The sequence below is a fragment of the Cellulomonas sp. PS-H5 genome (genome assembly GCF_019265565.1).
In the GTDB taxonomy this organism is placed as follows: domain Bacteria; phylum Actinomycetota; class Actinomycetes; order Actinomycetales; family Cellulomonadaceae; genus Cellulomonas.
In genome coordinates, this window is record NZ_JAHVCI010000008.1 from 16,861 (window position 1) to 42,665 (window position 25,805).

Genomic DNA, 25,805 nt, shown 5'->3' on the forward strand with positions numbered 1-25,805 from the left:
TGCTCCTGCGGCGGATCGTCGACGGGGGACCGCACGACGGTAACCCGGCGCGGGCCCCGCGACGGCAGGCGGGCCCCGGTCAGGGCGCCGCCGCCACCTCGAACACCCCGCGGGCCCCGCGCTCGGCGTCGGTCATGACGTGCGAGACGAACGGGTAGTGCCCCGCCTCGGGGAACGTGAGCTCCACGAACCCGCCCTCCGCGGGCTGCAGCGCCAGCACCTGCGCGCCGCCGGTCCCGGTGCTGCCGCCGTCCCGCAGCGTGTAGTCGCCCTCCCGGAACACGGAGTCGAACTGCCCGCCGACGACGTGGAACGCACCGGCCCGGGACGGGCCGGTGTCGAGGACCCAGACCCGCACCCGCTCGCCGACCGCCGCCGGCAGCGGGTCGTGCCGGTACTGGTCGGCGACCCCGTTGAACACGACCAGGTCCGCGGCACCGTCGCGGAGCTTCTGCTCGTCCGCGGTCCCGCCCTGCGGCCCGAGGTACAGCTCGGACTGCACCAGCACGTACTGCCGGTCGACCTCGGGCAGCCCCGCGGGTTCGATCACGACGGCCCCGGCCATGCCGTTCGCGATGTGCAGGCTCATCGGCATCGTCGAGCAGTGGTACATCCAGATCCCCGACCGGGTGGCGGTGAACGTGTACGTCAGCGTCTCGCCGGGGGCGATGGTGCGCATGACGTCGTCGGGCGCGAGCGAGCCGGCGTGGAAGTCCACCGAGTGCCCGATGCTGCCGTCGTTCTCGAGCGTGACGACGAAGGTGTCGCCGACCCGGCCGTGCAGCACCGGCCCGGGCGCTGTGCCGCCGAACGTCCACACCGTCTGGACGACGCCCGGCGCGACCTCCTGCTCCTGCTCCTGGACGCGCAGCGTGACGCGGCGGGTCGTCGGGCCGGTCTCCGCGAGCGGCGGAAGCACGGCGTCGCGGGCGCCGGTCGCGGTGCCCGCGGTGCCGGACAGGTCGACGTCCTCGGCCGCCGACGACGCGCCGTCGCCCGTCGGCGTCCCGCCGTGGCCCATCGCGGCGTGGTCCGGCGCGCCGGCGCCGCCGTCGGCCCCGTCCGCCGCCGCGGCCCCGCCGGTGACCACCACGTCCAGCGTCATCCCCATCAGCCGGTGCCCGGCGACCGAGCACCACCCGTCCAGGTCGGCCCCGACCACGCCCGCGTCGACGTCCGCCGACTCCCCCGGGCCGAGCCGCCCGGAGGTGGCGCCGTTCGCGAGCACGAGGTCGTGCACCGCGGCGTCGGCGTTGGTCACCCGGATCACCAGGCGGTCGCCCGCGGGCACCTCGACCCTGTCGGGCACGAACCGCATGTCCTGGGCCTCGACCTCGACGGTGGTGGTGCGGCCGGTGGCGGCGACAGGCGCGCCGTCCGCTGCTGCGGCGACGGCACCGGAGGTGAGCCCCGCCGCGGCCGGGTCGAGCCCGACACCGAGCACGACGACGCCGAGCAGCCCCGCCACCGCCACGCCCGCGCCACCCCGGCGGCGCGCCCCCGCGACCGGGTCGGCCGGGCCGCCCGCGGCGTCGCGGCGAGCCGGCGCGGGCAGCGGCACCGCACCCGGACCCGAGGCGGCGCGGAGCCGGCGAGCGGTGAGCACCGCCCGCGCCGCCAGCACCAGGAACGCCACCAGCGCGCCCAGGCCGACGACCGACACCCCGACGCGCACCAGGCTCGGCACGGGCGCCAGGAACAGCGCGAGCGCGCCGTTGAGCAGGACGAACCGCGCCTCCGCGCCGCGGTTCAGCAGCGCCGAGGTCTCCTTCGACACCGCGGGCCCGCCGCCGAGCACCACCGGCAGCAGCTGCGACAGCGAGCCGACCAGCACCTGCGCGGCGAACCCCACCACCAGCGCGGGCGTCAGCGCCGACAGCCCGGCCGCGGCCGCCTCCCACGACGGCGCGACGACGACCCGGACCCCGAGCACCGCCGTCGCCCCGGCCCACCACGCCACCGCGGCGGCGAGCGACCGCACCGCGAACGTCCCGACCCGCGCCCCGCGCACCAGGCGGGCGAGCGGCACCGCGAGCAGCCCGATCCCGGCGACCACCACCGCGGCGCCGAGCCCGGCGGCGGCCGGCACGCCCGCGAGTGCCCCCGCGGCGAGCACGACCACCCCGGCCACCAGCACCGGCAGCGTCCGCCGGGCGGCGCGCTCCGCGGGGTCGTCGATCCGGACGTGCAGCACGGTCGGCCACAGCACGACGAGCGTGCCCGCCACCGTGACGCCGATCCAGCCGAGCACGGACAGCGCCACGTGCGCGACCGCGAGCCGGCCGTGCAGGTCAGGGCCGACCGGGAACCGCGCCATCAGCACGCCGCACGCGACGCCGGGCACGAGCAGCGCGCCGGCCGCGACGTAGTACCGGGCCAGGTGGCCGAACCGCGTCGGCAGACCGCCGCGGCCCTGCCGGGCGATCCGCACCGCCTGGTCCACTGCGACGCCGGCGACCAGCGTCCCGCCGAGCACGACGACGGGGGTCCACCGCCCGACCACGCCCGCCACGACGAGCAGCGAGCCGGCGGTGTGCACGGCCAGCCGGACCAGCAGCGCCCGCCGGGGCGCCGCCCGGCGGATCAGGGTGTCGGCGAAGTGCTGGCTCCAGACGAGGATCGCCGTGCTCGCCGCGCCGAGCAGCAGCAGGTGCACCATCAGCCAGCCGGACGCGGGCGCCCAGCGGTGCGCGAGCGCGACCACGACGGCCGCGACGCCCCACGCGAGCACGAGGACGTGCGCGCGCAGGTGCCAGTCCGCGCGCCTCACGACGCCGCCCCCGCGGGCGTCGCGGCGGTCGCGGCCGCCGGGGCGGGCCTGGCGGCGCGCTCCCGCGTGGCCGGGCCGAGGAGCGCGCTCCCGGCCGCGAGCGCCAGGAACGACAGCAGCGCCACCACGTTCCCGACGCCGCCGGCCCGGACGGCCCACGCCTGCCCGTGCGCGTCGCCCACCAGCAACCGCAGCGCGAGCGTGACGTGCAGGAGCACCAGCGGCGCGTACATCACCGGCCGGTACGGCAGCGGCCGCCGGACCACGGCCGGCAGCACCACCGGTGCGTGGGCCATCAGCATCGACACCACGAACCCGAGGAACACCGCGTGCAGCACCGCGTCGTACGCGGGTCCGGCGAGCACCCGCCCGGCGGCGAGCCAGATCGCGCCGGCGACCGCGAGCCACGCGTACCCACCGAGCATCGCGACCGCCATGAACCGCGGGAGCCCGGCGCCCCGGACCGTCCGGCGGGCGACGTCGTGCCGCAGCAGGACCGCGACGAGCGCGAGCAGCACCGCGCCCAGCGCGACGTGCGCCGGCTCGGGCCACAGCAGACCGGCGACGGCGGCGACCCACCAGGCGACCGCGCAGCCCAGCACCGCGTCCTCCGCCCGGCGCGGCAGGCCGCCGACCCGGCCGAGCTCGAGCCGCTCGCCGGCGACGGTCAGGACCAGGAACCCGGCGAGCGCCGGCGCCAGGTACGGCACCGCGACGCCGCGCGCCCACGGCCCGGCGGCGACGACCGCCAGCCCGGCTCCGAGGGCCTGCACCGCGAGCGCGGTGGACGGCTGCCGGCGCCAGACGACGGCGTAGATCGCGCACAGCCCGACGGTCCCTCCGAGCAGCGCGACCGCGCCGGCGACCACCGGTGCCGGGCCGAGCAGCAGCAGCGCGCCGGCCGCGAGGCAGGCCGGGGCGAGCAGGGCGCGGCGACCGCCGACGGCCACGGTCCGCTCCAGCGCGACCACGGTGCCGACGAAGCCGAGCACCATCAGCGGCCCGTGCACCTGCTCGAGGCGGGCGGAGCGCACCGGCGCGGACAGGCCGAGCAGCAGCAGCGCACCGTCGAGGCCCGCGAGCACCGCCACCCCGGCCGGCACGAGGACCGTGAGCCGCAGGCCGACCCGCGGAGGCTTATTCACGGGATCGAGCGTATTTATCCCGGGAGGGGTGCGGCCTCGGACGTAGGTCCCGGTGCGGGGGCGACGCCCGCGAGCCGGAGGACGCAGTAGCCGGGCCCGGCGAACGGCACGATGCCCGCCGCCTGCACCGGCCCCCCGACCCGCGCGAGCACGCCGCGGGCCAGCCCGAGGTGCACCCCGCACACGACCTCGGTGCGCTCGTGCGCCAGGTCGAGCACCGGGCAGCGGCGCAGCCGCACCTCCGCGCCGCGGAGCTCGGGGTCGAAGCCCAGGCGGGCGAAGTGCTCGTGCAGCGCGGCGAGCTGCCGGTCGCGGGCGCCGGTGGGGTCGGTCGGCGCGACGGGGGCGGCAGGATCGGCAGGCGGGGCGGGCTCGGCGGGCTGGGTCGGCCCGAGGGCGGCCAGCTCCGCCGCCAGCCCCTCCGCCGCCCGCTCGGCCTCGGCCCCGGGCTCGGCGATCGGCCGCCCGTACCCGGCGAGCAGCACCCGGCTCAGCTGGTCGCGGAGCCACGGCTCCCCGTCCGGCTCCGCCGGTCCACGGGCGGCGTACAGCGTCCGCGGCCGGCCGCGGGTGGCGCGCGCCTCGGCGGTCCGGGACGCCAGGCCCGCGGCGACCAGGACCTCCAGGTGCTCCCGGGTGGTGTTCACGTGCAGCCCGACCCGCTCGGCGACCCGCTCGACCGCCAGGCCCGCGCCCTCCGCCCGGAGCACGGCGAGGATCGCGGTGCGGCTCGGGGAGGACAGGGCCCGGTGCCGGGTCGCGGCGTCGACGGTCACCCGGCCATCCTGCTCCCCTCCGGCCGCCCCGCAGGCCCCCGCGATCGCCACGGCCGTCAGCGCAGTGCCGCGTCGTACCGGTCGAGCACGATCCGGGCCAGGTCCGGGTGCGGCGCGAGCGGCGCCGTCACGACGTCCGCGCCCGCCGCCGCGAGCGCGCCGTGGAAGTGCCCGGGCGCCAGCAGGTACGCCGCGACCACGACGCGCCGGGTGCCCGCGGCCCGGGCGTCCGCGACCGCCGTGGCGACGTCCGGCCGCGCCGCGGCGCCGTAGCCCACCGTCACCGGCCCGGGCCAGCGGGCCCGCAGCGCGTCGAGCACCGCCCCGACGGCGACCACCGCCGCCGGGTCGCTGGAACCGGCGGCCGCGAGCACCACGGCGTCGTCCACCGTCGCGCCCGCCTCGACCAGCCGGTCGACCAGGACCCCCGCCAGCCGGTCGTCCGGCCCGAGCGGTTCGGCGGCCACCGCGGGCCGGTCCGCGACCGCGGCGCCGATGTCGTGCCGGACGTGCACGCCGGTGGACAGCAGTAGCGGCGCGACGACGACTGCGGGCACGCCGTCCGGGACGGCCTGCGTCCCGGTGGCCCCCGCCGCCTCGCCCACCACGTCCTCCACCGCGGGCTCCTGCACGTCGACGAAGGCCTCGCGCACGTCCAGCCCCGGCCGGAGCCGCCGCACGTCCTCGACCAGCGCCCGCACCACCGCGCGCCCCGCGGCGCTCCTGGTCCCGTGCGCGCAGGCGACCAGCACCGGGGCGCCGCTCACGCCGGCACCAGCCCGGGCACGGCCGGCGCGGTCGCCGCGGACGGCCGCCGCGCCGGCACCAGCGGGCGCTCGGCGTGCCGGCACCGCCCGCGCGACCCCGGGGTGGCCCGGCTCGAGGAACCCCTCCCGCGTCACCTCGCCGACGACGACCACCGCGGGCGACCCGACGCCCTGCTCGGCGCACCGCGCCGCCACCTCCCAGAGCGGTCCGCGCACCACCCGCTCGCCGGGGAGCGTCGCGGCGTGCACCACCGCCACCGGCGTCTCGGGGTCGACCCCGGCGTCCAGCGCCTGCGCCGTCAACCGGCCCAGGCCCGCCATCCCCATGAGCACCACCGCGGTGACGCCCGGCGCCCGCAGCGCCGCGAGGTCGACCTCCGTCAGCGCACCGTGCCCGTTCACGACGTGCACCCGGTCCGCCGTGCCGCGGTGGGTCACGGGGATCCCGGCCACCTCCGCCGCCGCGACCGCCGAGGTCACCCCGGGCACCACCCGCACCGGCACGCCCGCGGCACGGCACGCCAGCACCTCCTCGCCGCCGCGGCCGAACAGGAACGGGTCCCCGCCCTTGAGCCGGACGACCCGGCGGCCGAGGCGCGCCTGCGTCACCAGCACCGCGTTGATCTCCTCCTGCGCGACCTGGTGCACGCCGGGTGCCTTGCCGACGGCGATCACCTCCACGTCGTCCCGCAGGTCGGCGAGCACGGCCGTCGGGCCGAGCCGGTCGGTCACGACCACGTCGGCCTGCGCCAGCAGCGTCCGGGACCGGACCGTCATCAGCGCCGGGTCGCCGGTGCCGCCGCCGACCAGGGCGACCTCGCCCGGCAGCAGCAGGTCCGGCCCCCCGGACGTCGGCCGGGACGGGCGCAGGTCCGCACGGCCGCCCAGCAGCTCGGCCGCCACGTGGTCCCGGACCGCCGCCGCCCGCGCCGGGTCGGGCCGCCCCGCCGACAGCACGCCGACGTGCACGCCGGCCGCCGTCACGGTCGCCGGGGTGCGCGCGCTGCCGCGGCCGGCGTCCGACGCGACGACGCAGAACACCCGCCGCTCCTCGGCCCACCGGGCCAGCGCGCCGTCCACGGCGGCGTCGCCCGTGCACGCGTGCACGAGCCACACGTCGGCGACGTCGGCCTCGGCCACGGGGCGCCGGTGCACGGTCACGGCGCCCCCGGCCGTGAGCGCCACCAGGTCGTCCACCACGTCGGGCGCCACCACCCGCACCTCGGCGCCGGCGTCGACCGCGGCCCGGGCCCGGCGCGCCGCCACCGGCCCGCCGCCGGCCACGAGCACCGCGCGGTCGGTCAGGTCCAGGCCCAGCAGCAGGCTCACGGGGTCACCGCCACACGCACCTCGTCGCCCACCAGCCGCACCGGGTAGGTGCGCAGGTCCACCGGTTCCTTGCCGACCGGGTCCAGGCACGCACCCGTCGCCAGGTCCCAGACCTGCTTGAACATCGGCGACGTGACCGTGGCCGCGCCGCCGACGTCGCCGACGATGCCGCGGCTCAGCACGTTGGCCCCGGAGTACGGGTCCCGCTGCTGCACGGCCAGCACCCGGTCGTCGGCGAGCCGGAACACCGCGATCCGGTGCTCGCCGACCAGGGCGCCCGCGCCGCGCTCGGGCAGCAGGTCGTCCAGCCGGCAGACGCGGACCTCGTCCGCCACGACGTCGCTGGTCACAGCGGAGCCTCCTCGAGGGTGCGGGCGACGCGCAGGTCGTGGTGGCCGTGCTCGCCGGGTCGGGCCGGGCGCGCCTGGCCCCGCTGCGGCACGTAGGCCAGGTCGGGGTCGGCGGCGTCCGGGTCGTTCAGGTACGGCGTGAACCGGCGCAGCTTCTCCGGGTCGTCGAGGGTGGCGCGCCACTCGTCGACGTAGCCGGACACGTGCCGTTCCACCTCCGCGTCGAGCTCCGCGCCGATGCCGAGCGAGTCCTCGACCAGCACGCGCCGCAGCTCCTCGAGCCCGCCCGGGTAGGCCGCGACCCACGGCGCCGTGCGCTGCAGCCGGTCCGCGCTCCGGACGTAGAGGGCCAGGAACCGGTCGACCACCTGGACCAGCCGGTCGTCGTCCAGGTCCTCGGCCAGCAGGTCGGCGTGCCGCGGCGTGAACCCGCCGTTGCCGCCGACGTAGACGTTCCAGCCCTTCTCGGTCGCGATGACGCCCACGTCCTTGCCGCGCGCCTCGGCGCACTCGCGGGCGCAGCCGGAGACGCCGACCTTGAACTTGTGCGGCGACCGCAGCCCCCGGTACCGGAGCTCCAGGCGGACCGCCATGCTCGCGGAGTCCTGCACGCCGAACCGGCACCACGCCTGGCCGACGCAGGTCTTCACCGCCCGCAGCGACTTGCCGTAGGCCTGGCCCGACTCGAACCCGGCGTCGACCAGCCGCCGCCAGATCGCCGGCAGCTGGTCCTGGCGGGCGCCGAACATCGCGATCCGCTGCGCGCCGGTGACCCGGGTGAACAGGCCGAAGTCGCGGGCGACCTCCGCCAGCACGAGCAGCCGCTCGGGCGTGACCTCGCCGCCGGGCATGCGCGGGACGACCGAGTAGGTGCCGTCCTTCTGCAGGTTCGCGAGCAGGTGGTCGTTGGTGTCCTGCAGCGGGGCCTGGTCCGGCTGCAGCACGTGGCCGATGCCGAGCGAGGACAGGATCGACGCGACCACCGGGCGGCAGACCGCGCAGCCCCGGCCGGTGCCGTGCGCCGCCACCACCTCGGTGAACGTGCGCAGCCCCTCGGCCCGGACCAGCGCGTAGAGCTCGGCGCGGGACATCGCGAAGTGCTCGCACATCGCCGAGGACACCGCGATGCCGGCCTTCTCCAGCGTGCGGTTCACGACCGTGGTCAGCAGGGGGACGCACGAGCCGCAGACGGTCCCGGCGCGGGTGCAGGTCTTCACCTCGGCGACGCTGGTGCAGCCGTGCTCGGTGACCGCGGCCCGGACGGTGCCGGCCGACACGTTGGAGCAGGAGCACAGCACCACGTCGTCCGGCACGTCGGTCTGCACCGGGGCACCGCCGCCCTGCGGGGCGAGGAACGCGGACGGGTCGGCGCCGAGCGGGCGGCCCAGCATCGGGCGCAGCGCGGAGTACAGCTCGATGTCGCCGACGAACACGCCGCCCAGCAGCACCCGGGCGTCGTCGGAGACGACGAGCTTGCGGTACGTCTTCGCGACCGGGTCGGCGAACGTGACCTCGAGCGCGCCCGGCGCGAGCGCGAGCACGTCGCCGAAGCTGGCCGCGTCGACCCCGACGCCCTTGAGCTTCGTCCCGTCCGCGGCCTTGCTGTAGCCCTTGACGCCGCCGCACAGCTGGTCGACGACGACTTCGGCCATCGCGTTGCCGGGCGCCACCAGGCCCGCGCACTCGCCCTCGTACGACGCGCACTCGCCGATCGCCCACACCGCCGGGTCGGAGGTGCGGCAGGCGGGCCCGACCACGACGCCGCCGCGCTCGGCGACCACGAGCCCGGCCGCCCGGGCCAGGCCGTCTCGAGGTCGGATCCCCGTCGAGTAGACGACCACGTCGGCGGGCACCGTCTCGCCGGTGGACAGCTCCAGGCCCGCGACCCGGCCGTCCTCCCCCGCGACCACCCGGGTCGCGGCGGCGGAGGTGCGCACGTCCATCCCGAGGTCCGTCACCAGGACGCGCAGCGCCTCGCCGCCGCCCGCGTCGAGCTGCACGGCCATCAGCCGGTCGGCGAACTCGACGACCGTCGGCGCGACGTCGAGGGTCTGCAGCGCCGCGGCGGCCTCCAGGCCGAGGACGCCGCCGCCGACGACGGCGCCCCGCAGCGGACGGCCCAGCGCGGCGGCGCGGTCGGCGACCCAGGACCGCAGGTCGGTGACGTCGCCGAGCGTCCGGTAGCAGAGCACGCCCGGCAGGTCGACGCCCTCGGTGCGCGGCACCCAGGCCCGGGACCCGGTGGCCAGCACGAGCGCGTCGTACGGCTCGACCCGTCCGGCGCGGGTGGTCACGGTCTGCGCGGCCAGGTCCAGCGCGACCACGGGGTCGCCCGTCACCAGGTCGACCCGCGGGTCCGCCCACACCTCCGGCGCGAGCGCCAGGTCCGCGTCGGCCCGGCCGGCGAACACCTCCGACAGGTGCACCCGGTCGTACGGCAGGTGCGGCTCCTCGCCGATCACCGTGAGGTGCCACTCCCCGGCGTCGGCCCGCGCGGCGAGCTGCTCCGCGAACCGGTGCGCGACCATCCCGCCGCCCACCACCACGACACGTCCCGGACCCGTGCGGGCCGTCCCCTCGCTGCGCATGCGGCAAGTTTTCGACGGGCCAAGCCGTGTCTAATGGGCCGAACGACCCAAGCCCGGGTCTTCGTCCAGGTCAGGGGCTTGCGAGGCGGTCAGGCCTCCGCCACCAGCGGGAGACGGCGCACGCTCGCGAAGCGCCGCTCCGCCCCGTCGACCGGGTCGGCGAACCCGATCTCCGCCGCGAGCAGCTGCAGCGGCGTGGAGAAGTCGTCGACCGGGACGTCCCGCACCACCGGGTACAGCGGGTCCCCGACGATCGGGATGCCGAGCCCCAGCAGGTGCAGCCGCAGCTGGTGCGTCTGCCCGGTGCGCGGGCTCAGCCGGTAGACCCCGAGCCCGTCGGGGCGCGCCGACTCCAGCTCGACGCGGGTCTCCGCGTTCACCGGCGCGCCCGGCACCACCTCCGCCTGCCACACCCCGCGCTCCTTGCGGATGTGGTTCCGCACGTCGACGGGCAGGTCCAGGTCGGCCCGCACCGGCGCGAGGGCCCGGTAGGTCTTGCGCACCTCCCGGCGCTCGAACACCGTCTGGTACGCGCCGCGCCACCGCTGCTCGGTCGCGAGCATCAGCAGCCCCGAGGTCACCCGGTCCAGCCGGTGCAGGGGCGACAGCTCCGGCAGCCCGAGCTCGGCGCGCAGCCGGACGACCACGCTCTGCAGCACGTGCCGGCCCCGCGGGATCGAGGACAGGAACGGCGGCTTGTCGACGACCACCAGCCGCTCGTCCCGGTGCACGACGTGGATCGCGCCGGGCACCTCGGGCTCGTCGCGGAGGTCGCGGTGGAACCAGACGAACCGGTGCGGCCCGTACGGGTCGTCCGGCCGCACCGGGCTGCCGTCCTCGGCGACGAACCGGCCGTCCGCGAGCATCGCCGCGACGTCGACCTGCTCGGGGAGCCGGTCGCGGAGCCAGGCGCCCATCGTGGCCCAGTGCACGGGGCGCGCACGGTCCCGGTCCGGGGTGCGCAGCCACGCGGCGGCCAGGCCGTGGCGCGGCGGCAGCGGGGAGCGAGGGGGCACCGGGCGATGGTACGAGCCCGGCCCGCGGCGACCTCAGTCCAGGCCGTCCAGGAACGTCAGCACCCGCTCCGTCGCGAGCTCCGCGCAGGCCGGGTCGTGGTCCGGGTGCCCGACCTCGGCGAACAGGTGGCCCGCGCACGGGTACACGAACAGCTCGCCGCCGAACCCGACCAGCTCGTCCTCCGCCTCGGGCTCGCGCCACGGGTCGCCCTCCGCGACGTGCGCCTGCGCCGGGACCTCGTCGGGCCAGGTCGCGTCCCACCAGGACGGAGCCACGGCGCCGTACAGGAAGAACGCGCCGCGCGTGCCGGGCCGGGCGAGCGCCTGCTCGCCCGCACGGGCGGCGCCGAACGACATCCCGCCGTAGACGACCTCGGCGGGCAGCCCGGCGACGGCCTCGGCGGCGCGGCGGGCGAACACGTCCTCGCCGACGGACTCCACGAACGCGACGCCGTCCGCCACGTCGGAGTACGTCCGCCCCTCGAACAGGTCGGGCGTGTGCACCGTGTGCCCACGCTCGCGCAGGAGGTCCGCGAACGCGCGGACGCCGGCCGTCAGGCCGCCGGAGTGGTGGAAGAGGACGACGTCGGCCATGCGGCGAGGCTACGCGGGCGCCGGCCCGGCCGACAGGGGTCCCCGGCGCGTCACGGGGCGACGCGCCGGGCGCGCCAGCCGCCGGCCCCGCGCTCGGCCACCATCCGGTCGTGCGGGTCGGCCGACAGGTCGAGGCGATCGACCCGGTCCACGACGACCTCGACCCAGGCGAACCGGGCGAACCAGGCCGCCTCGTCGTCGTCCTGCGCGACGCGGCCGTCGACGGCCGCGCCCGGGGCCGTCGTCGTCGCGTAGCCGCGGCGCGTGCCCGGCCCCAGGCCCTCCCACCGGCGCCGCCGCTCCGCGAGGTCGGCCGCGACGGTCGCCCTTCCCGCGAGGCGCACCTGCACCTGGGCCTCGTCGTCCCACAGCACGATCGCGACACGCGGCTCGGCCCGGAGCTCGCGCACCTTCGTGGACCGCTCGTCCGTCGCGAACGCGAGCACGCCCCGCGCCCGGTCCCAGTCGCGGAGGATGACGGAGCGGACCTGCGGGGTGCCGTCCCCGGACACGGTGGCCAGGCCGGCAAGCGTGAACGCCGTCCGGCGGCTCGTCGCCGCGGCGAGGGCGTCCCAGACCGGATGCAGCACGGGCGGCAGGTCGGCGGCGGTGTCCACGGCGCTCCTCGGGGTCGGGGGTGCCAGCATCGCGCGCGCCGTGCCTGCGCGCAGGTCGCGCAGGTCGCGCCGGTCGCGCCGGTTGCGCCGCCGGGACGGTCCCGGTGGGATGGCCGTGGATGACGCCACCGACCCGGAAGAGGCCGTGATGAGCACCGACGCCACCCTGACCCCCGAGGACCTCGACCTGCTGCGCCGCCCGCTGCACGGGTTCCTGACCGTCGCCGCCGGACCCACGCCGCCGCAGCCGCGGCCCGTGTGGTTCGAGGTCACCGACGAGGGCACCGTCCAGCTGTTCAGCGAGGCGGACGCGCTCAAGGTGCGCCGCCTGCGCCGCGACCCGCGCGCCTCCCTCGTCGTGGCCGCGCCGGTGGCCGAGCGCGAGCACTGGGTGGCGATCGCGGGCCGGGTCACGATCGAGGAGGACGGCGCCCACGAGCTCGCCGAGCGACTGGCGCACCGGTACTGGGACCTGGACGACCCGGCCCGGCAGGAGGACCTGGCGGGCGTGCTCCGAGACGACCAGGTCCGGCTGGTGCTGCACCCGGAGGACGTCCGGCGGCTCGTGTACTGACCGCCGTCGTGCATCCGCTCAGCCGGCCCGGACCGCGATGCCCGGGTAGTCGAGGACGAGCCCCGCGTCGTCGTAGGTGAGGACCGCGCGGAACGCGCCGCCCTGCGACGTGTAGTCGAACCGCCCGTCCGGCCGGCGGCAGTAGGTCTGCTCGAGCCGGACGACCGCCAGGTCCTGCGCCCGGACGTAGACGGCCGGCGCCGCGACCACCTCGCCGACGCGCAGGTCCAGCCGGTGCACCGGGAGCGTGTTCGTGCAGGCCGACGCCTCCAGGTCGACGTCCACCAGCCCGTCGAGGTGAGGCGCCGGGGCGTCGTCGACCGTCCAGGTGCCGTGGCCGTCCGACCGGACCACCGTCGACCGCGGTCCGTCGACGGTGTCGGACCACACGCGGGCCTCCCGGGTCCGCCAGCCGTCGTCGAGCGCGATCTCGTACCGGACCGCGTACGTCCGGCCGTCCTCGAGCGCGGACGTGTGCCCGCGCAGCCGCCCCGGCGTCGGGTGCACCACCTCGAAGCCGTCGACCGCGTCGACGAACCGCCACGCGGCCGACGTCGGGAGCGCCGCGAACGCCGCCGGCACGGGCTCAGCCCCCGACCAGCGCGTCGTACGCCGCACCGAACCGCGCCGCGCGCTCGCCGTAGTGGTCGGTGTGCTCGGCGCGCGGCTCGTACGTCGCGCCGGTGGCGCGCGGCGCCCGCTCGACGTCCGGCGCGAGGACGCCCAGCGCGAGCAGCGCCGTCCCGCGCTGCGTCGCCCGCTTCCGCGTCACGTGCGTGACCGGCCGGCCGAGCACGTCCGCGAGGACCTGCAGCCACCCCGGCTGCTCGCCGCTGACCCGCCCGGAGGCGGCGACCTCGACCACGTCGGGCGCCGCCGGGTGCAGCTCGTCGGCGACCCGGGCGTACGTGAGCGCGACGCCCTCGACGATCCCGCGGTACAGGACGTCGGGGGTCGTGGCCGCGGAGACCCCGGTGAACGCGGCACGGGCCGCGCCGGCCCAGCCCGGCGCGCGCTCGCCCGTGAGGTACGGCAGCACGAGCGGCGTCCCGTCCGCGGGCGCGGCGGCGAGCACCGGCGCGAGGTCCTCGCTCAGCCGCAGGGTCGCCTGCGCCCAGCTCACGGCCCGCCCGACGTCGTTGATCGCCCCGCCGAGCAGCGTCCGCCCCGCCTCGACGCGGTAGTTCCACAGCCCGAACGGCAGCGGGTCCGCCGGCCCGTCGACCAGGACACGGAGCGCGCCGGAGGTCGCCGTCGACGCGGTCATCACGGTCGCGTCCGTCGCGCCGGAGCCGACGTTGCTGGCGTAGCCGTCGGTGATCACGGGGAACCAGGCGGCGCGGGCGAGCGCGGGCCAGCGGGCCGGGGCGGTGGGCGTCGCGGGGTCGGTCGTGTCTCGCGGCGGGGAGAACCGGCCGGGGTCGGCGCCGACCGCGGTCAGCAGCTCGGCGTCCAGGGCCCCCGTGCGTCGGTCGAGCAGCCCGGTCCACGCCACCGTCGACGTCCCGGCCAGCGGCTCGCCGACGAGCCGGGCGTAGACGTACTCGCCGAGCGACCACCACGCGGCCGCCCCGGCGGCGACCCGCGGGTCGGCGGTCGCGAGCCAGCGCAGCCGGGGCGCGTGGTAGCTCGTGTGCAGGCGGGTGCCGGTGCGCTGCTGCACCGCGCGCTCGACCAGCTCCTCGCGCAGCGCGGCCACGGCGGCGGCGCTGCGGGAGTCGGCGTAGGTGAGGCACGGGGTCAGCGCGCGACCCGCGGCGTCGACCCCGATCAGCGACGCGGCGAACGTGTCGAGCGCGACGCCCGCCACGCGGGTCCCGAGCCGCCGGTCCCCGGCCACCGCGTCGAGGACCTGACCGACCTCGTCCGCGACCTGGTCCGGGTCGATCACCGAGGTGCCGTCCGGGGCGACGGTGAATGCGTGCGGGACCTTGTGCTGCAGGCCGTGCACCGGGCGGCCGGTCGCGTCGTGCACGCCGCCCCGGGTCGCGGTGGAGCCGATGTCCATCGCGACCACGAGCGGGTCGAGCGCGTCCTCGAGGGCGACGTCGTCAGCGGTGCGGGCCATCAGGAGATCCTCGTCGTCGGCGGCGCGGGTCCCCTCGACCCTAGCCGCGGGCCGGGCGCGGCTCCTGCCGAGTGCGGCCGGCCCGCAACGGCACCGCACGCCACCAGGTCGCACACCGCAGCACCCACTCGACCGGGCCGTACGCGCACCGCCGCAGCCATGCCCGGCTCAGCAGGGACTGGGCCACGATCAGCGGCACGCACAGCAGCACGACCGGCGTCACCGTCGCCATCGACCCGAAGTCCACCACCCGGGCCGCGGCCGCCAGGACGACCGCCGCCCCGACGTACCCGCTGAGCGCCATCCGGCCCAGCGGCTCGAAGAACCAGGCGATCGCGCGCCGCGCCGGGGTGCGCCAGAGCAGCGCGAGGCCGGTCGTCCAGAGCACCGCCACCACGAGCCCGGCGACGCCGCCCGCGGTGGTGAACCGCGGGTCGCCGGGCTGCGTCAGCTGCCACGCCAGCGCGGGCACCGTGAGGACCGCCGCGGCGGCGCACACGAGCGCGACTCCGCGGGTGCGGGTCTCGAGCGCCCGCGGCAACCCGTACGCCGCGGCCCCGGCCCCGGCGAGCACCAGGCCGGGCGTCGCGGCGAGACCGCCGCCCGCGAGCGCGTAGGCCGCGCCTGTCAGCGCGACCCCGAGACCGAGGACCACCGCGCGCGGGACGAGGGCCACGACCGGCAGGACGAGAAGGCCGACCACCCCGTACTCGACCAGGATGTTGCCGGGGTAGACGACCATGAGCGCTGCGCCGATCAGCGCCACCGCCACCATCCGCCGCGCGGGCACCACCCAGGCCCGTGCCGCGCGCCGCCGGGCCCCCGCCAGCACGAACCACAGGCTCATGCCGAACAGCAGCTCGAAGATCGGCACGAACCGGGTCTGCACCGCGAGGTGCAGCGCGTCGCGGACGGGGTCGGCGACGGCGACGCCTGCGCGGTGCGTCGTCGCCTCGGTGACGTCGACCGCGTTGACCAGCAGGATGCCGAAGAGCGCGAACCCGCGCAGCGAGTCGAGGAACCGCCAGCGGGACGGCCGCGGGTCCGGGGCGGGCAGGGCGGGCGCGGCGGGCGCGAGGACGGCGCGCGACGGGGACGGGTGCGGCATGCCCCCAGGTCACCACCACGGGCGGCCGGCGCGGATCAGCCCGCGGGACCGACCCGGGCGGGCGAGGTCCCACCGCGGCACGACCGGGTGTCGGCCCCCGGTCCTACGCTGCGGGGCATGACGATCTCGTCGGCGCAGGCGCTGGCGTGGCGGCTCGGCCGGCAGCACCTCGGCTCCGGTGCGGCGTCCGCCGCCGACGTCGTGCGCCGCCTCGGGGCGGTCCCCGCCTGGTCCGGGGACCCCGACCTCGCGGTGCGCCGCCGGCTCGCCGACCCGGCCCAGGACGCCGTCGCGGCCGCGGTCGCCTCGGGCGACCTGATCCGGACGTTCGCGTTCCGCGGGTCCTCGCACCTGATGGCGGCCGACTCCGCGGGGGTGCACCTCGCGGTCCGGACGGCGAGCCGCCAGTGGGCGCTGCGCAGCTGGCAGGAGCACTACGACCTGCGGCCCGACGACTGGCCGGCGCTGCTCACCGCGGTGCGCACCGCGCTCGCCGACGGGCCCCTCGACCGGGAGGCGTTCGCCGCCGCCGTGACCGCCGTCCCACGGTTCGCGCACCTCGGGCCCGCGCTGCTGCACCCGAGCATGACGCTGCTCAAGCCGATCGCCTGGCACGGGGAGCTGTGCTTCGGCCCCGCCGAGGACGGGCGCCCGACGTTCGCCTCGCCCGCTGCCAGCCCCGCGTGGCGGGGCCTGCCCGACCTCGACGAGGCGGGGCACCGCGCCGTCGTCGGCTACCTGGCGGCCTACGGGCCGGCGACCCGGGCGAACCTGCACTACTGGCTCGCGGACGGGCTGAGCGCCGGCCGTCGCCGGGTGGAGCGCTGGACCGACGAGGTGCTCCGCGACGCGGCCGCCGAGGTGCCCGTCGACGGCGAGCCCGCGCTGCTGCTGCGGGAGCACGTCGCCGAGGTCGAGGCCACGGAGCCGACCGGCGCGGTGACGCTGCTCGCCGGGCACGACCAGTGGGTGCTCGGGCCGGGGACCGCCGACACGCGCGTGGTGCCGGCGGCCCGGCGACCCGGGGTCACGCGCGGCGCGGCCCTCGTGCTGCACGGCGGGGTGGTCGCGGGGACCTGGGCGGCGCGGCCGGGAGCGGTCGAGGTGACCTGGTTCCCCGAGGCGGGGGCGCCGCCGGCGGACGCCCTCGAGGCGGAGGCCACCCGGCTGGGACACCTGCTCGGGCACCCGGGCGAGCTCCGCCTCACCACGGGCTGAGGCACCGCCCGACGGCGCGACCGCCCGGGGTCCGGCCCCTCGGACCGCTGGTCAGGCCACCGGCCCGCGCGCCCGCCGCCGGCTCACCCGGAGCCGCACCCGCCCGGCCAGCGGCGACCCCAGGACCCCCGCCGCCTCGCGCAGCACCCGGTCGACCAGCGCCGCCACCTCCGGCAGGTCGACCCGGGCGTCCACCTTCACCTCTCCGCCGAGCACCAGGCCCGCGCGCTCCCGGCGCACGGCGAGCCGCGCGCCGCGGACCCGCGGATCCGCCTCCAACCGGTCCTCCGCCCCCCGGGCGACCGCGCCGGGGTCCACCCGCAGCCGCTCGCCGGTGCGGGACCCGGGCAGCGCCTGATCGGGCAGGCCGCCCGGCGGCAGGTGCCGGAGCAGCCAGAGCACGCCGAGCACGATCAGCCCGACCGCGGCGACCGCGCACGCACCGGCCCACCAGGACCGGCTCGTCGCCGAGACCGCACCGCCGACGTCCACCGTCGACGGGTCCAGGCCGACCGACCCCACCCGCACCCCGGACGTCCAGCCTGCACCGGCGGCGAGCGCGAGCCCGCCCACGACGAGCAGCAGCAGGCCGAGCACGGTGAGCACCGTGCGGTCGAGGCCGGTGCCGCGGGGCGCGCTCATCGCCCGGCCCCGCTGTCCCGCACGGCGACGCGGACGCGCGGCACCGGGTCGAGCCCGGCCAGCCGGTCCTCGACGGCGGAGCGCACCTCCTCGGCCAGACCCGGCGCCCCGGTCCCGAGGACCCGGACCTGCACGGACCGCGCCGTCGCCGTCGACGAGACCCGCAGCACCCCGTCGACGTCCTCCGCCGTCGCCGACGACAGCCGCGCGACGTCCTCCGGGCCCAGCCGGGCGGCCGGCGCCTCGCGCAGCCCCACGTCGGCCGGGCCGCGCCGCCACGCGGCGACCAGGAGCAGCAGGCCCAGCACCGCGAGCACGGCGCCGGCCACGGCGACCGTGGTGTCGACCGGGCGCCCGTCGACGGCCCGCAGCACCCCGGGCAGCCACGCCTGGGACGGCCGCAGGCCCAGCAGCGAGGCGGTGGCCAGCGCCTCCCGCGCCAGCACCAGACCCGCGAGGACCAGCAGCACCGCCAGCACCACCCCGACCACCCGGGCCGCGCCCGCGCGCCGGGCCGGGCGCGCCGCCGGGGCCGGCGGCGCCACGTGGGCCGCCGCGCTCACGACACCCTCCGGCGCGCCTCGGCCGCGGCCACCACGGCCTCGACGGTGACGAGCACGTCGTCGACCCGGACCCCGACGAGCTCCTCGAGCTCGCCGCGGACCGCGCCCGCGACCCGGGACGCCACGTCGGCGGCCGGCTCGGGCCAGGTCCCGGCGACCCGTGCCGCCACCCGCACCCGCCGACCGGCCACCTCGACGTCCACGTGCGGCAGGTCCGTGCCCACGGGGCCGCGGCGGACCGGCGTCGAGGCGCGCTCGGCCGCCCGCCGGGCCACCCGGGCGACGACGCGGTCGGCGATCGTGACCCGGCCGCCGACCGCGTACGCCGGGGCCGACGACGCCGACGGGGCGAGGACGTCAGCCACGGCGCCGCCCCCCGAGCACCGCCCCGAGGTCGATCCGCCCGTCGGCGTGCGCCCCGACCACCAGGCCGAGGCCGCCGAGCACCAGGGCGAGCAGGAAGCCCACCAGCCCGCCCGTGGTGATCGCCACCGCGAGCAGCAGGCCGGCCAGCAGGCCGGTCGTCGTCATCGAGCTCATCACGCGTCCTTCCCGGTCCCGCGGTGCGGGACCTGCGACCCGCGGGGCTGCTGCCCCGCGGGGTCCACGTCCTCGACGTGCACGTGCACCGGCGACCCGTCGCCGGCGGCCGCCGCGACCGCGGCACGCACCGCGGCCGCGGTCCCCGGGATCGGCAGGTCGGCGACCACGACGACGTGCACGTGCACCCCGTCCGGCGCCAGGCGCACGCCCGCGACGCGCTCCCCCGCCAGGTACGTCCCGACCTCGCCGAGCGGGCCGGCGCTCAGCCGGACGACGCCCGGCACCGCGAGCGCGGCGGCCCGCACGGCACGGGCGGCCGCGGCCACCGGGTCCGCCGTCGGCACCGGCAGCCCGTGCCCGGTCACTGGACCCGCGGCTGCGCGGGCTCGCCGTCCTGCTCGTCGTCCTGCGGCAGCCAGACGTCGTTGACGCTGACGTTCACCTCGATGACGCGGAGCCCGGTCATCCGCTCGATGCCCGTGACGATCGAGCGGCGCACCGCCTCCGCCACGTCGGCGATCGCGACCCCGTACTCCGCCACGATGTCGACGTCGACGGCCGCCTCGGACTGCCCGACCTCGACGCTGACGCCCTGCGAGTAGTTGGTCGAGCCGCCCGGGATGCGCTCGCGGAGGGCGCCGAACGCGCGCTGGGCGCCGCCGCCGACGTCGTGCACGCCGGCGACGTCGCGCGCCGCGATCCCGGCGATCTTGCTGACCACCGTGTCGGCGATCGTGGTGGTCCCGCGCTCGGTGCTGAGCGCGCTCGCGACGGCTCGGGTGCGGTCCTTGGGCGTCAGCTCCTGGGCGTCATTGGTCCCGGCCTGGGTGGGCGTGGTGCCGGTCATGTCGTCCTCCTCGTCGGGTGCGGCGGCCCGGCCCGCCGGTCGCGGGCCCGGATGGCGGCTCGTCCGCACCGTCCTGACAGGAGTGGGTGCCCGCGCACCACCGGTCCTCACGCTCCGGTGGCTGTGATCTGGGTCACACGCTAGGTTCACGCTCGTGAGGCCCGGTGAGGACGACGCCGAGCTGGTCCGGCGCGCGCGACTCGGCGACCGGGACGCGTTCGCGGCCCTGGTCGATCGGCACGGCGCGGCCATGTACCGGTACGCCCGGCGGATGCTGCACGACGACGGCGCGGCCGAGGACTGCGTCCAGGAGGCGCTGGTCTCCGCGTGGCTGTCGGCGGACCGCTTCCGGGGGGAGGCGGCCGTCCGGAGCTGGCTGTTCGGCATCCTCACCAACACCGTCCGGCGGCGCGTCCGGACCGACGCGCGGCACCCGGCGTCCCCGCTGCCCGAGGAGGCGGCGCTCCCCGCGGACCCGGGGGACCCGATCGCCGTGGTCGAGGCCGCGGACCTGCGCGCCGCCCTCGAGATCGCCCTGCGCGAGCTGCCCCCGATGCAGCGGGCGTGCTGGATGCTGGTGGAGGTGGAGCGCATGTCCTACGCCGAGGTCGCGCGAGTGCAGGCGACGACGGCCGACGCGGTGCGCGGCGCCGTGCACCGGGCGCGGACCACGCTGGGGAGGAGGTTGGCGCCATGGCGGTAGACCGCGACCCCTCCGGGCGACCGGCGGACCACGACCACCCCGACGAGGTGGTCGCGCGCGCCGCCGGCACGCTCCGGGAGATCACCGACGCGGGCTGGGTGCGGGCGCGGGAGGCCGTGCTCGAACGGGTCCGGCGCACGCTCCGCCCCGCGCCGCACGTGGCGGGCCGGCACTCCGACGGGCAGTTCACCGTCGCGACGCCCGTGCTCGTCGACCGGCTGCGGCGGGCGGTCGACGGCGCGACCCCGGCGCGGGTGCTCGACGTCCAGGTCGACGTCGGCCCCGAGGTCGAGCTCGACGGCGTGGCGCTGCGGCTGAGCGTCGCCTACGGGTCCCCGATCGGGCCGGACGCCGAGGCCGCGCGGGCGGCGGTGCTGGCCGAGGTCGAGCGGACGCTCGGCGTGCCGCTGGAGCCGGCGCGGGTGACGGTCGACGTGCACATCGCGGACGTGCACGTGACCGGGATCCGTTCCCACCGACGCCAGGAACGAGAAAACCCGACCCCAGAGGGGCCGGGTGGTGTGGCGCCAGCGTAGCCGTGACACTCACGCCCTGTCACTGCGACTCGGGCGACGTCACCAGGACGTCGGCTTCGTGAGCGTCCCGATCTTCGACGGCAGCTGGGCTCGGGTCAGGTCCTCGGCCCGGAGCTGGCACCACCAGTGCCCACCGACTCCGTCGTCCGGGCGTCCCGCGAGCTTGCCGGCGAGGTAGTTGCGGGAGGGGTTGACCAGTCCGACCGGAATCCTCCTCCGCGCGTGCTGGACGGGATAGGCCAGATCGGAGTCGTTGCTCATCACGACGGCGGCGTCGACGCGCCGCTCATGCAGGTCGATCAGCAGGTGCGAAGCCACGTTCACGTCGGAACCCTTCTCCTCACGTCGCGCGACCGAGGCCATGAACGTGGCGTCGGGGGCGCCAGCGCCCGCGCCGTCCTTCACCATGAGCGGCCATTGCGGGTGCGCGAGAACCGGCTTCCCCCGTGGCCCTGCGGTCGCCAGTGGCGCGTAGGACACCCGTGCCACGTACTGGCCCATCGACAGCTCGTCGACGGAGCCCGACCGCTCCAGCGCGCGGAGGTACGTGTCCTGCTCGCGCTGCCCCTCCGGGTTGCCCGCCCCGCTGATCCTCGCGCTGCAGTACACGACTCGGGTGATCGACGCGTCGGTCCACCCGGGCCGCTCCGCGACGAGGTGTGCGGCCAGGGCCCGCAGGTCCAACCACCGCCAGCCCGGGGTCGACCGGCCGCAGAGCCCGCGCGCGCCGTAGTACAGGTTGAACCCGTCGACGTACACGCCCACCCGCATGCGGCGGACGCTAGCGCGCCCGCCCACCACTCACAGACGCCGGCACCCCTCACCCGCGGGCGTCAGACGCCCGCGGGGCTGAGGACCTCGGTCGAGGTCGGGGTGGGGCGGGTGTCGGGCACGGGGGTGCCCCAGACGGGGTTGCCGTCGGCGTCGAACGGCAGGACCTGGGCGCGGGCGTGCCGGTTGGGGTCCTGCAGCGGGTCGCCGACGATCTCGGTGTAGGTGCGGGCGTGGTAGACCAGCACCGGCGTGCCGTCCGAGAGCTCGGTGAACGAGTTGTGGCCCGGCCCGTACTGCCCGGCGGCGGGGTCCGAGACGAACACCGGGGTGGGGCTCTTGGTCCACGACGCCGGGTCCAGCAGGTCGCTGCCCAGGTCCGCGGTGAGCACGCCCATCGCGTAGTCGATGCCGGTCGCCGCGCCCGAGTACGTCAGGAACACCCGGCCGCCGCGGACCAGGACCGAGGGGCCCTCGTTGACCCAGAACCCCTTGACCTCCCAGTCGAACTCCGGGCGGGACAGCTCCACGGCCGGCCCGGCCAGCGTCCACGGGTTCGCCATCGGCGCGATGTACAGGTTGGAGTGGCCGCGCACGTCGAACGCCTGCTGCGCCCAGATGAGGTACTGCGTCCCGTCGATCACCACGGACGTGGCGTCCAGGGCGAACGACTCCCACCCGGTGTCGACCTGGCCCCGCTCGACCCACTGCCCCTCGAACGGGTCGGCGGCCGTGTTCTCCAGCACGTACACCCGGTGGTTGAACGTCTCCGCCGTGCCGGGCACGTCGACCGTGCCGTGGTCGTCCGGCGCCGCGGCGTAGTAGACGTACCAGGCGCCGTCGACCCGGTGGATCTCCGGGGCCCAGATCAGGTGCGACTGCGGACCGGACGCGTGCCGGGTCCAGATCGTCACCTCCTCGGCCGCCTGCAAGTCCTCCAGGCGCTCCGCACGCCGCAGCACGATCCGGTCGTACAACGGGTGCGACCCCGTGAAGTAGTACTGCCCCCCGTGCCGCAGCACGCACGGGTCCGCCCGCTGCAGCACGATCGGGTTCACGCCCACGCCGGCGCCGGTCACGCCGCCCACCGCCGCTCGACCTCCGCGGGCACCCCGTTGGCGCGCGCGTCCGTCGCCAGCGCCCGGTAGGTGTCCGCCACCGGCGTCCGGCGCCGGTCCAGCCCGCCGGCGCCGTCCTCGACCAGGTCCCACAGCCCCATCGTCAGCAGGTACTCCTCGCGCTCGGCCGTGCCGTGCCGGTACGTCCACTCGTACATGTCGAACACCGGCCACCAGGTGTACCCCACGACCCGGTGCCCCACCGAGCGGAGCGTGCGGATCGCGGCCACCGACTCGTGCAGCCACGCCACCCGGTCCGCGACGGGAGCGGTCACGGCCGTCTCGGTCAGCATCACGGGCGCCCCGTGCCGGCGCTCGGCCTCGAGCAGCACCTCGACCAGCCCGGCCACCCCGGCGTCCTGCGCCGGGCGGGGGTCCGCGAACCCGCCGCCGTGGTGCACGCCCTCCTCGAACACCTCGGTCGAGATGCGCGGGTAGTAGTTGACGCCCATGACGTCGGGCCGGACGGCGTGGTCGGCGAACCACGCGAGGGCGGCGTCGGACGTCCCGTGCGCGCGCAGCAGGTCCACCAGGGGGTGCGCGTCGTCCACGCGCCCCGTCACCAGGTCCTCGACGAGGTGCGCCTGGTGGGTGAGCCGCTCGGCCTGCGCCCGGTGCTCCCCGTGCACGTCGCCCGCGTACCGCATGGACGCGTCGACGTGCATGAACGTCGCGCGGTCGCCGAGCACGTCCGCGATGCCGCGCTGCGTGCGGACGAACCCCTCGCCCAGCGCGCGGACCATCGTGGTGAGGCCGTCGTCCCCCGTGAGGTACGGCGGCCAGTAGCCGTAGACCCCGCAGAACAGCGCGTGGATCATCGGCTCGTTCACCGGCGTGTAGTCGGTGACCCGGTCGCCGTACCGCTCCGCGAACGCGACGCCGTACTCCGCGACCACCCGCGGGTAGTCGGGGTGCGCGAACTGCCCGTCGAGCCACAGCGGGGTGCCGTAGTGCAGCAGGTCGATGACCGGCCGCAGCCCGAGCTCGCCGAACCGGTCGACGACCCGGTCCACCCAGGACCAGTCCCAGGTGCCGCGCGCGGGATTGACGCGGTGCCACGGCACGCCCCAGCGCAGGAACGTCGCCCCCGCGTCCGAGGCGAGGCCGAGGTCCTCGGCGTACCGCGCGTAGTGGTCGGTGAGCGCGTACTCGTCGATCGGCCGCTCCCCCGGGCCGCCCTGCGGCACGAACGTGTCCTCGATGCCGAGCCCGAAGTGCAGGGCCCCGTCCTCGAACCAGCGGCCGCCGGCCGCCACCCCGGTCACTTGAGCCCCGTGGTGGCGATGGACTCGATGAACTTGCGCTGCACGAGCATGAAGGCGAGGACCAGCGGGACGACGGCGACGAGCGCGCCGGCCATCATGACGCCGTACGGCACGATGCCGCCGGGGCCGGTGAGCTGGGTGAGTCCGGAGGTGATGGTGCCCATCTCCCGTTGTGTGGTGAAGACCAGCGGCCAGAGCAGGTCGTTCCAGTTGTTGACGAAGACGAAGATCGCGAGCGTGAGGATCGCGGGCCGCGCGTTGGGCAGGACGATCTGGGCGAACACCCGGAGCTCGGACGCGCCGTCGATCCGGGCGGCGTTGTCCAGGTCGCGCGGCAGCGCCACGAAGAACTGCCGGAGGAAGAAGATCCCGAACGCGTCGGCGGCCCGCGGGGCGATGAGGCCGGCGAACGTGTTGACCCAGCCCAGGTCGCTGACGATCTGGTAGACGGGGATCAGGGTCGCCTGGAACGGGATCATCAGGGTCGCGACGATCGCGACCAGCAGCGTCCGGCGGCCCCGGAAGTCGATCCGGGCCAGCGCGTAGGCGGCCAGCGCGTCGAACGTGACCGCGAACAGCGTGACCCCGCCGGCGAACAGGAAGCTGTTCCCGATCAGCCGCGCGAACGGCAGGTCGGTGAAGATGCGGTCGAAGTTCGCGATCGTCCAGGCATCGGGCAGCAGCGTCGGCGGGTAGGCGTTGACCTCGGCCGTCGGCTTGAACGCCGTGAACAGCACGATGAACAGCGGCAGCAGCACGATCAGCGTCGTCACCGCGACCGCGGCGGTCAGCGCGACCGTGGACAGCCGGACCCGGCGGCGGCCCGCGGCGACGACGCGCCGCTGCTCGGGCGCCGGTGCCGGCGCGGGGGTGGCCCGGAGGGTGGCGGCGGACATCAGGACTCCTCCTCGCGGCGCCCGAAGAACACGAACTGGACGATGCTCAGCGCGAGCGTGGCGAGCAGGAGCACGTAGGACAGCGCGGAGGCGAACCCGAGCTCCAGCTTCCGGAAGCCGGACTCGTAGATCTCCATGACCACCGTCTGCGTGTTCCCGTACGGGCCGCCACCGGTCATCACGTAGATCTGGTCGAAGGCCTGCAGCGCGGCGATCATGGCGAAGATCAGGACGAACGCGGTGGTGTTCGACAGCATCGGCAGCGTGATGTGCCGGAACCGGGACCAGGCGCCCGCGCCGTCCATCTTGGCGGCCTCGTACAGCGAACCCGGGATCTCCTGGAGCCCGGCCATGAAGATCACCATGTAGAAGCCGAAGTTCTTCCACACGGCGACCAGCGCGACGGCGGGCATCGCGAGCGTCGGGTCCTGCAGCACGTTGCCCAGGTCGATCCCCAGACCGCGCAGCCAGTAGTGCAGCAGCCCGACCTGCGGGTCGATCAGGTACGACCAGGCCAGGGCCGCCACGGCCAGCGAGATGATGAACGGCAGGAACAGCGAGGTGCGGAACAGCCCGCGGAACGGCAGCCGGTCGTTCGTCAGCAGCAGCGCGAGCGCCAGCGCGACGACGACGGCGGTCGGCGTGAAGATCAGCGCGTACACCACCGTGTTGACGACCGCGTCGCGGATGTCGGGGTCGGTGAAGATCCGGGTGTAGTTGTCCAGCCCGACCCACTCGGCCTGGCCGAACCCGCTGGCGTCGGTGAACGACATCTGCAGCGCCGAGACCATCGGCCAGACGACGAACACGGCCAGGATGATCAGGGCCGGGGCGAGGAACGCGAGGGCGGTGCGGGTGCGACGGCTGCCGGTGCGCGTGCGCTGCCGGACGGGGCCGCCGCGCCCGCCGAGCGGGGCTGGTGCGCGGTAGGCCCGCGTGCGGGACCGGGCCGCGGGGGCGGTGGTCATGTCAGGTGCCTCTCGGGTGGAGGGCCGCCCCCG

The 25,805-nt window shown here is 77.0% G+C and carries 27 protein-coding genes; 4 read left to right on the forward strand and 23 right to left on the reverse strand.

Annotation, left to right across the window (positions count from 1 at the left end; genetic code table 11):
* Nucleotides 1-79: 79 nt before the first annotated feature.
* From J5O08_RS05225 to J5O08_RS05265, 9 genes are all read right to left on the reverse strand, one after another.
* On the reverse strand, nucleotides 80-2,770 hold the full coding sequence (locus J5O08_RS05225) for a multicopper oxidase domain-containing protein (protein WP_218705800.1): 2,691 nt from the start codon (nucleotides 2,768-2,770) through the stop codon (nucleotides 80-82).
* Nucleotides 2,767-3,915, reverse strand: a complete 1,149-nt coding sequence (locus J5O08_RS05230) for a hypothetical protein (protein ID WP_308281377.1) — start codon at nucleotides 3,913-3,915, stop codon at nucleotides 2,767-2,769. Before J5O08_RS05230 ends, J5O08_RS05225 begins: the two co-directional genes overlap by 4 nt.
* 14 nt (nucleotides 3,916-3,929) lie before the next feature.
* Nucleotides 3,930-4,691 carry a metalloregulator ArsR/SmtB family transcription factor gene (locus tag J5O08_RS05235; RefSeq protein ID WP_218705802.1) on the reverse strand — a complete coding sequence of 254 codons (762 nt, stop codon included), beginning with the start codon at nucleotides 4,689-4,691 and terminating at the stop codon, nucleotides 3,930-3,932.
* A gap of 56 nt (nucleotides 4,692-4,747) precedes the next feature.
* A complete protein-coding gene (gene cobA / locus J5O08_RS05240) occupies nucleotides 4,748-6,787 on the reverse strand; it encodes a uroporphyrinogen-III C-methyltransferase (RefSeq protein ID WP_218705804.1) in 2,040 nt (679 codons plus the stop codon).
* The gene (gene nirD / locus J5O08_RS05245; RefSeq protein ID WP_218705805.1) at nucleotides 6,784-7,137 is read right to left on the reverse strand and encodes a nitrite reductase small subunit NirD; all 354 of its coding nucleotides are present in this window, start codon (nucleotides 7,135-7,137) and stop codon (nucleotides 6,784-6,786) included. Before nirD ends, cobA begins: the two co-directional genes overlap by 4 nt.
* The gene (gene nirB, locus J5O08_RS05250; protein ID WP_218705806.1) at nucleotides 7,134-9,725 is read right to left on the reverse strand and encodes a nitrite reductase large subunit NirB; all 2,592 of its coding nucleotides are present in this window, start codon (nucleotides 9,723-9,725) and stop codon (nucleotides 7,134-7,136) included. Before nirB ends, nirD begins: the two co-directional genes overlap by 4 nt.
* A gap of 89 nt (nucleotides 9,726-9,814) precedes the next feature.
* Complete coding sequence (locus tag J5O08_RS05255; protein ID WP_218705807.1) at nucleotides 9,815-10,741, reverse strand: pseudouridine synthase; 927 nt, start codon at nucleotides 10,739-10,741, stop codon at nucleotides 9,815-9,817.
* Nucleotides 10,742-10,774: 33 nt separating this feature from the next.
* Nucleotides 10,775-11,335 (reverse strand): dienelactone hydrolase family protein, encoded by a 561-nt coding sequence (locus J5O08_RS05260; protein WP_218705808.1) that lies wholly within the window; start codon nucleotides 11,333-11,335, stop codon nucleotides 10,775-10,777.
* Between the two features lie 50 nt (nucleotides 11,336-11,385).
* The gene (locus tag J5O08_RS05265) at nucleotides 11,386-11,952 is read right to left on the reverse strand and encodes a pyridoxamine 5'-phosphate oxidase family protein (RefSeq protein ID WP_218705809.1); all 567 of its coding nucleotides are present in this window, start codon (nucleotides 11,950-11,952) and stop codon (nucleotides 11,386-11,388) included.
* Nucleotides 11,953-12,067: 115 nt separating this feature from the next.
* On the opposite strand from J5O08_RS05265, the gene J5O08_RS05270 reads away from it, so the two are divergent.
* Nucleotides 12,068-12,526, forward strand: coding sequence for a pyridoxamine 5'-phosphate oxidase family protein (locus J5O08_RS05270; RefSeq protein WP_308281379.1), 459 nt, complete (start codon nucleotides 12,068-12,070; stop codon nucleotides 12,524-12,526).
* Nucleotides 12,527-12,544: 18 nt separating this feature from the next.
* Here the strand turns inward: J5O08_RS05270 and J5O08_RS05275 are convergent, their stop codons facing one another.
* Genes J5O08_RS05275 through J5O08_RS05285 form a run of 3 tightly spaced genes read right to left on the reverse strand, consistent with a single transcriptional unit; the run spans nucleotide 12,545 to nucleotide 15,702 of the window.
* The gene (locus J5O08_RS05275; protein ID WP_218705810.1) at nucleotides 12,545-13,108 is read right to left on the reverse strand and encodes a putative glycolipid-binding domain-containing protein; all 564 of its coding nucleotides are present in this window, start codon (nucleotides 13,106-13,108) and stop codon (nucleotides 12,545-12,547) included.
* 4 nt (nucleotides 13,109-13,112) lie between these two features.
* Entirely contained in the window at nucleotides 13,113-14,594 is a 1,482-nt protein-coding gene (locus J5O08_RS05280; protein WP_218705811.1) for a gluconokinase, read from the reverse strand.
* A 40-nt stretch (nucleotides 14,595-14,634) separates the two neighbouring features.
* The gene (locus tag J5O08_RS05285; protein ID WP_218705812.1) at nucleotides 14,635-15,702 is read right to left on the reverse strand and encodes a DUF418 domain-containing protein; all 1,068 of its coding nucleotides are present in this window, start codon (nucleotides 15,700-15,702) and stop codon (nucleotides 14,635-14,637) included.
* A gap of 117 nt (nucleotides 15,703-15,819) precedes the next feature.
* Here J5O08_RS05285 and J5O08_RS05290 point away from each other — a divergent pair, with 117 nt between their 5' ends.
* Nucleotides 15,820-16,920, forward strand: a complete 1,101-nt coding sequence (locus J5O08_RS05290; RefSeq protein ID WP_218705813.1) for a DNA glycosylase AlkZ-like family protein — start codon at nucleotides 15,820-15,822, stop codon at nucleotides 16,918-16,920.
* Between the two features lie 51 nt (nucleotides 16,921-16,971).
* Here J5O08_RS05290 and J5O08_RS05295 read toward each other — a convergent pair whose 3' ends face one another.
* Genes J5O08_RS05295 through J5O08_RS05320 form a run of 6 tightly spaced genes read right to left on the reverse strand, consistent with a single transcriptional unit; the run spans nucleotide 16,972 to nucleotide 19,515 of the window.
* Nucleotides 16,972-17,562, reverse strand: a complete 591-nt coding sequence (locus tag J5O08_RS05295; RefSeq protein ID WP_218705814.1) for a hypothetical protein — start codon at nucleotides 17,560-17,562, stop codon at nucleotides 16,972-16,974.
* Complete coding sequence (locus J5O08_RS21550) at nucleotides 17,559-18,125, reverse strand: DUF6286 domain-containing protein (protein WP_218705816.1); 567 nt, start codon at nucleotides 18,123-18,125, stop codon at nucleotides 17,559-17,561. The genes J5O08_RS05295 and J5O08_RS21550 overlap by 4 nt, the downstream gene beginning before the upstream one ends.
* Nucleotides 18,122-18,490, reverse strand: a complete 369-nt coding sequence (locus tag J5O08_RS05305) for a hypothetical protein (RefSeq protein ID WP_218705817.1) — start codon at nucleotides 18,488-18,490, stop codon at nucleotides 18,122-18,124. Before J5O08_RS05305 ends, J5O08_RS21550 begins: the two co-directional genes overlap by 4 nt.
* Nucleotides 18,483-18,665: a DUF2273 domain-containing protein gene (locus J5O08_RS05310; RefSeq protein WP_217614830.1), complete on the reverse strand. Its 183-nt coding sequence runs from the start codon at nucleotides 18,663-18,665 to the stop codon at nucleotides 18,483-18,485. The genes J5O08_RS05305 and J5O08_RS05310 overlap by 8 nt, the downstream gene beginning before the upstream one ends.
* Complete coding sequence (locus tag J5O08_RS05315; protein WP_218705819.1) at nucleotides 18,665-19,033, reverse strand: hypothetical protein; 369 nt, start codon at nucleotides 19,031-19,033, stop codon at nucleotides 18,665-18,667. Before J5O08_RS05315 ends, J5O08_RS05310 begins: the two co-directional genes overlap by 1 nt.
* A complete protein-coding gene (locus tag J5O08_RS05320) occupies nucleotides 19,030-19,515 on the reverse strand; it encodes an Asp23/Gls24 family envelope stress response protein (RefSeq protein WP_217614828.1) in 486 nt (161 codons plus the stop codon). The genes J5O08_RS05315 and J5O08_RS05320 overlap by 4 nt, the downstream gene beginning before the upstream one ends.
* Before the next feature lie 154 nt (nucleotides 19,516-19,669).
* On the opposite strand from J5O08_RS05320, the gene J5O08_RS05325 reads away from it, so the two are divergent.
* Together J5O08_RS05325 and J5O08_RS05330 are read left to right on the forward strand one after the other, a co-directional pair.
* The gene (locus J5O08_RS05325; RefSeq protein WP_218705821.1) at nucleotides 19,670-20,218 is read left to right on the forward strand and encodes an RNA polymerase sigma factor; all 549 of its coding nucleotides are present in this window, start codon (nucleotides 19,670-19,672) and stop codon (nucleotides 20,216-20,218) included.
* Nucleotides 20,209-20,754 (forward strand): hypothetical protein, encoded by a 546-nt coding sequence (locus J5O08_RS05330; RefSeq protein WP_218705823.1) that lies wholly within the window; start codon nucleotides 20,209-20,211, stop codon nucleotides 20,752-20,754. The genes J5O08_RS05325 and J5O08_RS05330 overlap by 10 nt, the downstream gene beginning before the upstream one ends.
* Before the next feature lie 39 nt (nucleotides 20,755-20,793).
* On the opposite strand, the gene J5O08_RS05335 is transcribed toward J5O08_RS05330, so the two are convergent.
* From J5O08_RS05335 to J5O08_RS05355, 5 genes are all read right to left on the reverse strand, one after another.
* Nucleotides 20,794-21,525 carry an NYN domain-containing protein gene (locus J5O08_RS05335; RefSeq protein ID WP_218705825.1) on the reverse strand — a complete coding sequence of 244 codons (732 nt, stop codon included), beginning with the start codon at nucleotides 21,523-21,525 and terminating at the stop codon, nucleotides 20,794-20,796.
* 62 nt (nucleotides 21,526-21,587) lie between these two features.
* Nucleotides 21,588-22,604, reverse strand: a complete 1,017-nt coding sequence (locus J5O08_RS05340; RefSeq protein ID WP_308281380.1) for a family 43 glycosylhydrolase — start codon at nucleotides 22,602-22,604, stop codon at nucleotides 21,588-21,590.
* Nucleotides 22,601-23,908, reverse strand: coding sequence for a family 1 glycosylhydrolase (locus tag J5O08_RS05345; RefSeq protein ID WP_308281381.1), 1,308 nt, complete (start codon nucleotides 23,906-23,908; stop codon nucleotides 22,601-22,603). Before J5O08_RS05345 ends, J5O08_RS05340 begins: the two co-directional genes overlap by 4 nt.
* Nucleotides 23,905-24,804: a carbohydrate ABC transporter permease gene (locus tag J5O08_RS05350; protein WP_218705828.1), complete on the reverse strand. Its 900-nt coding sequence runs from the start codon at nucleotides 24,802-24,804 to the stop codon at nucleotides 23,905-23,907. The genes J5O08_RS05345 and J5O08_RS05350 overlap by 4 nt, the downstream gene beginning before the upstream one ends.
* Nucleotides 24,804-25,772: a carbohydrate ABC transporter permease gene (locus J5O08_RS05355; RefSeq protein WP_218705830.1), complete on the reverse strand. Its 969-nt coding sequence runs from the start codon at nucleotides 25,770-25,772 to the stop codon at nucleotides 24,804-24,806. The genes J5O08_RS05350 and J5O08_RS05355 overlap by 1 nt, the downstream gene beginning before the upstream one ends.
* Nucleotides 25,773-25,805: the final 33 nt, after the last annotated feature.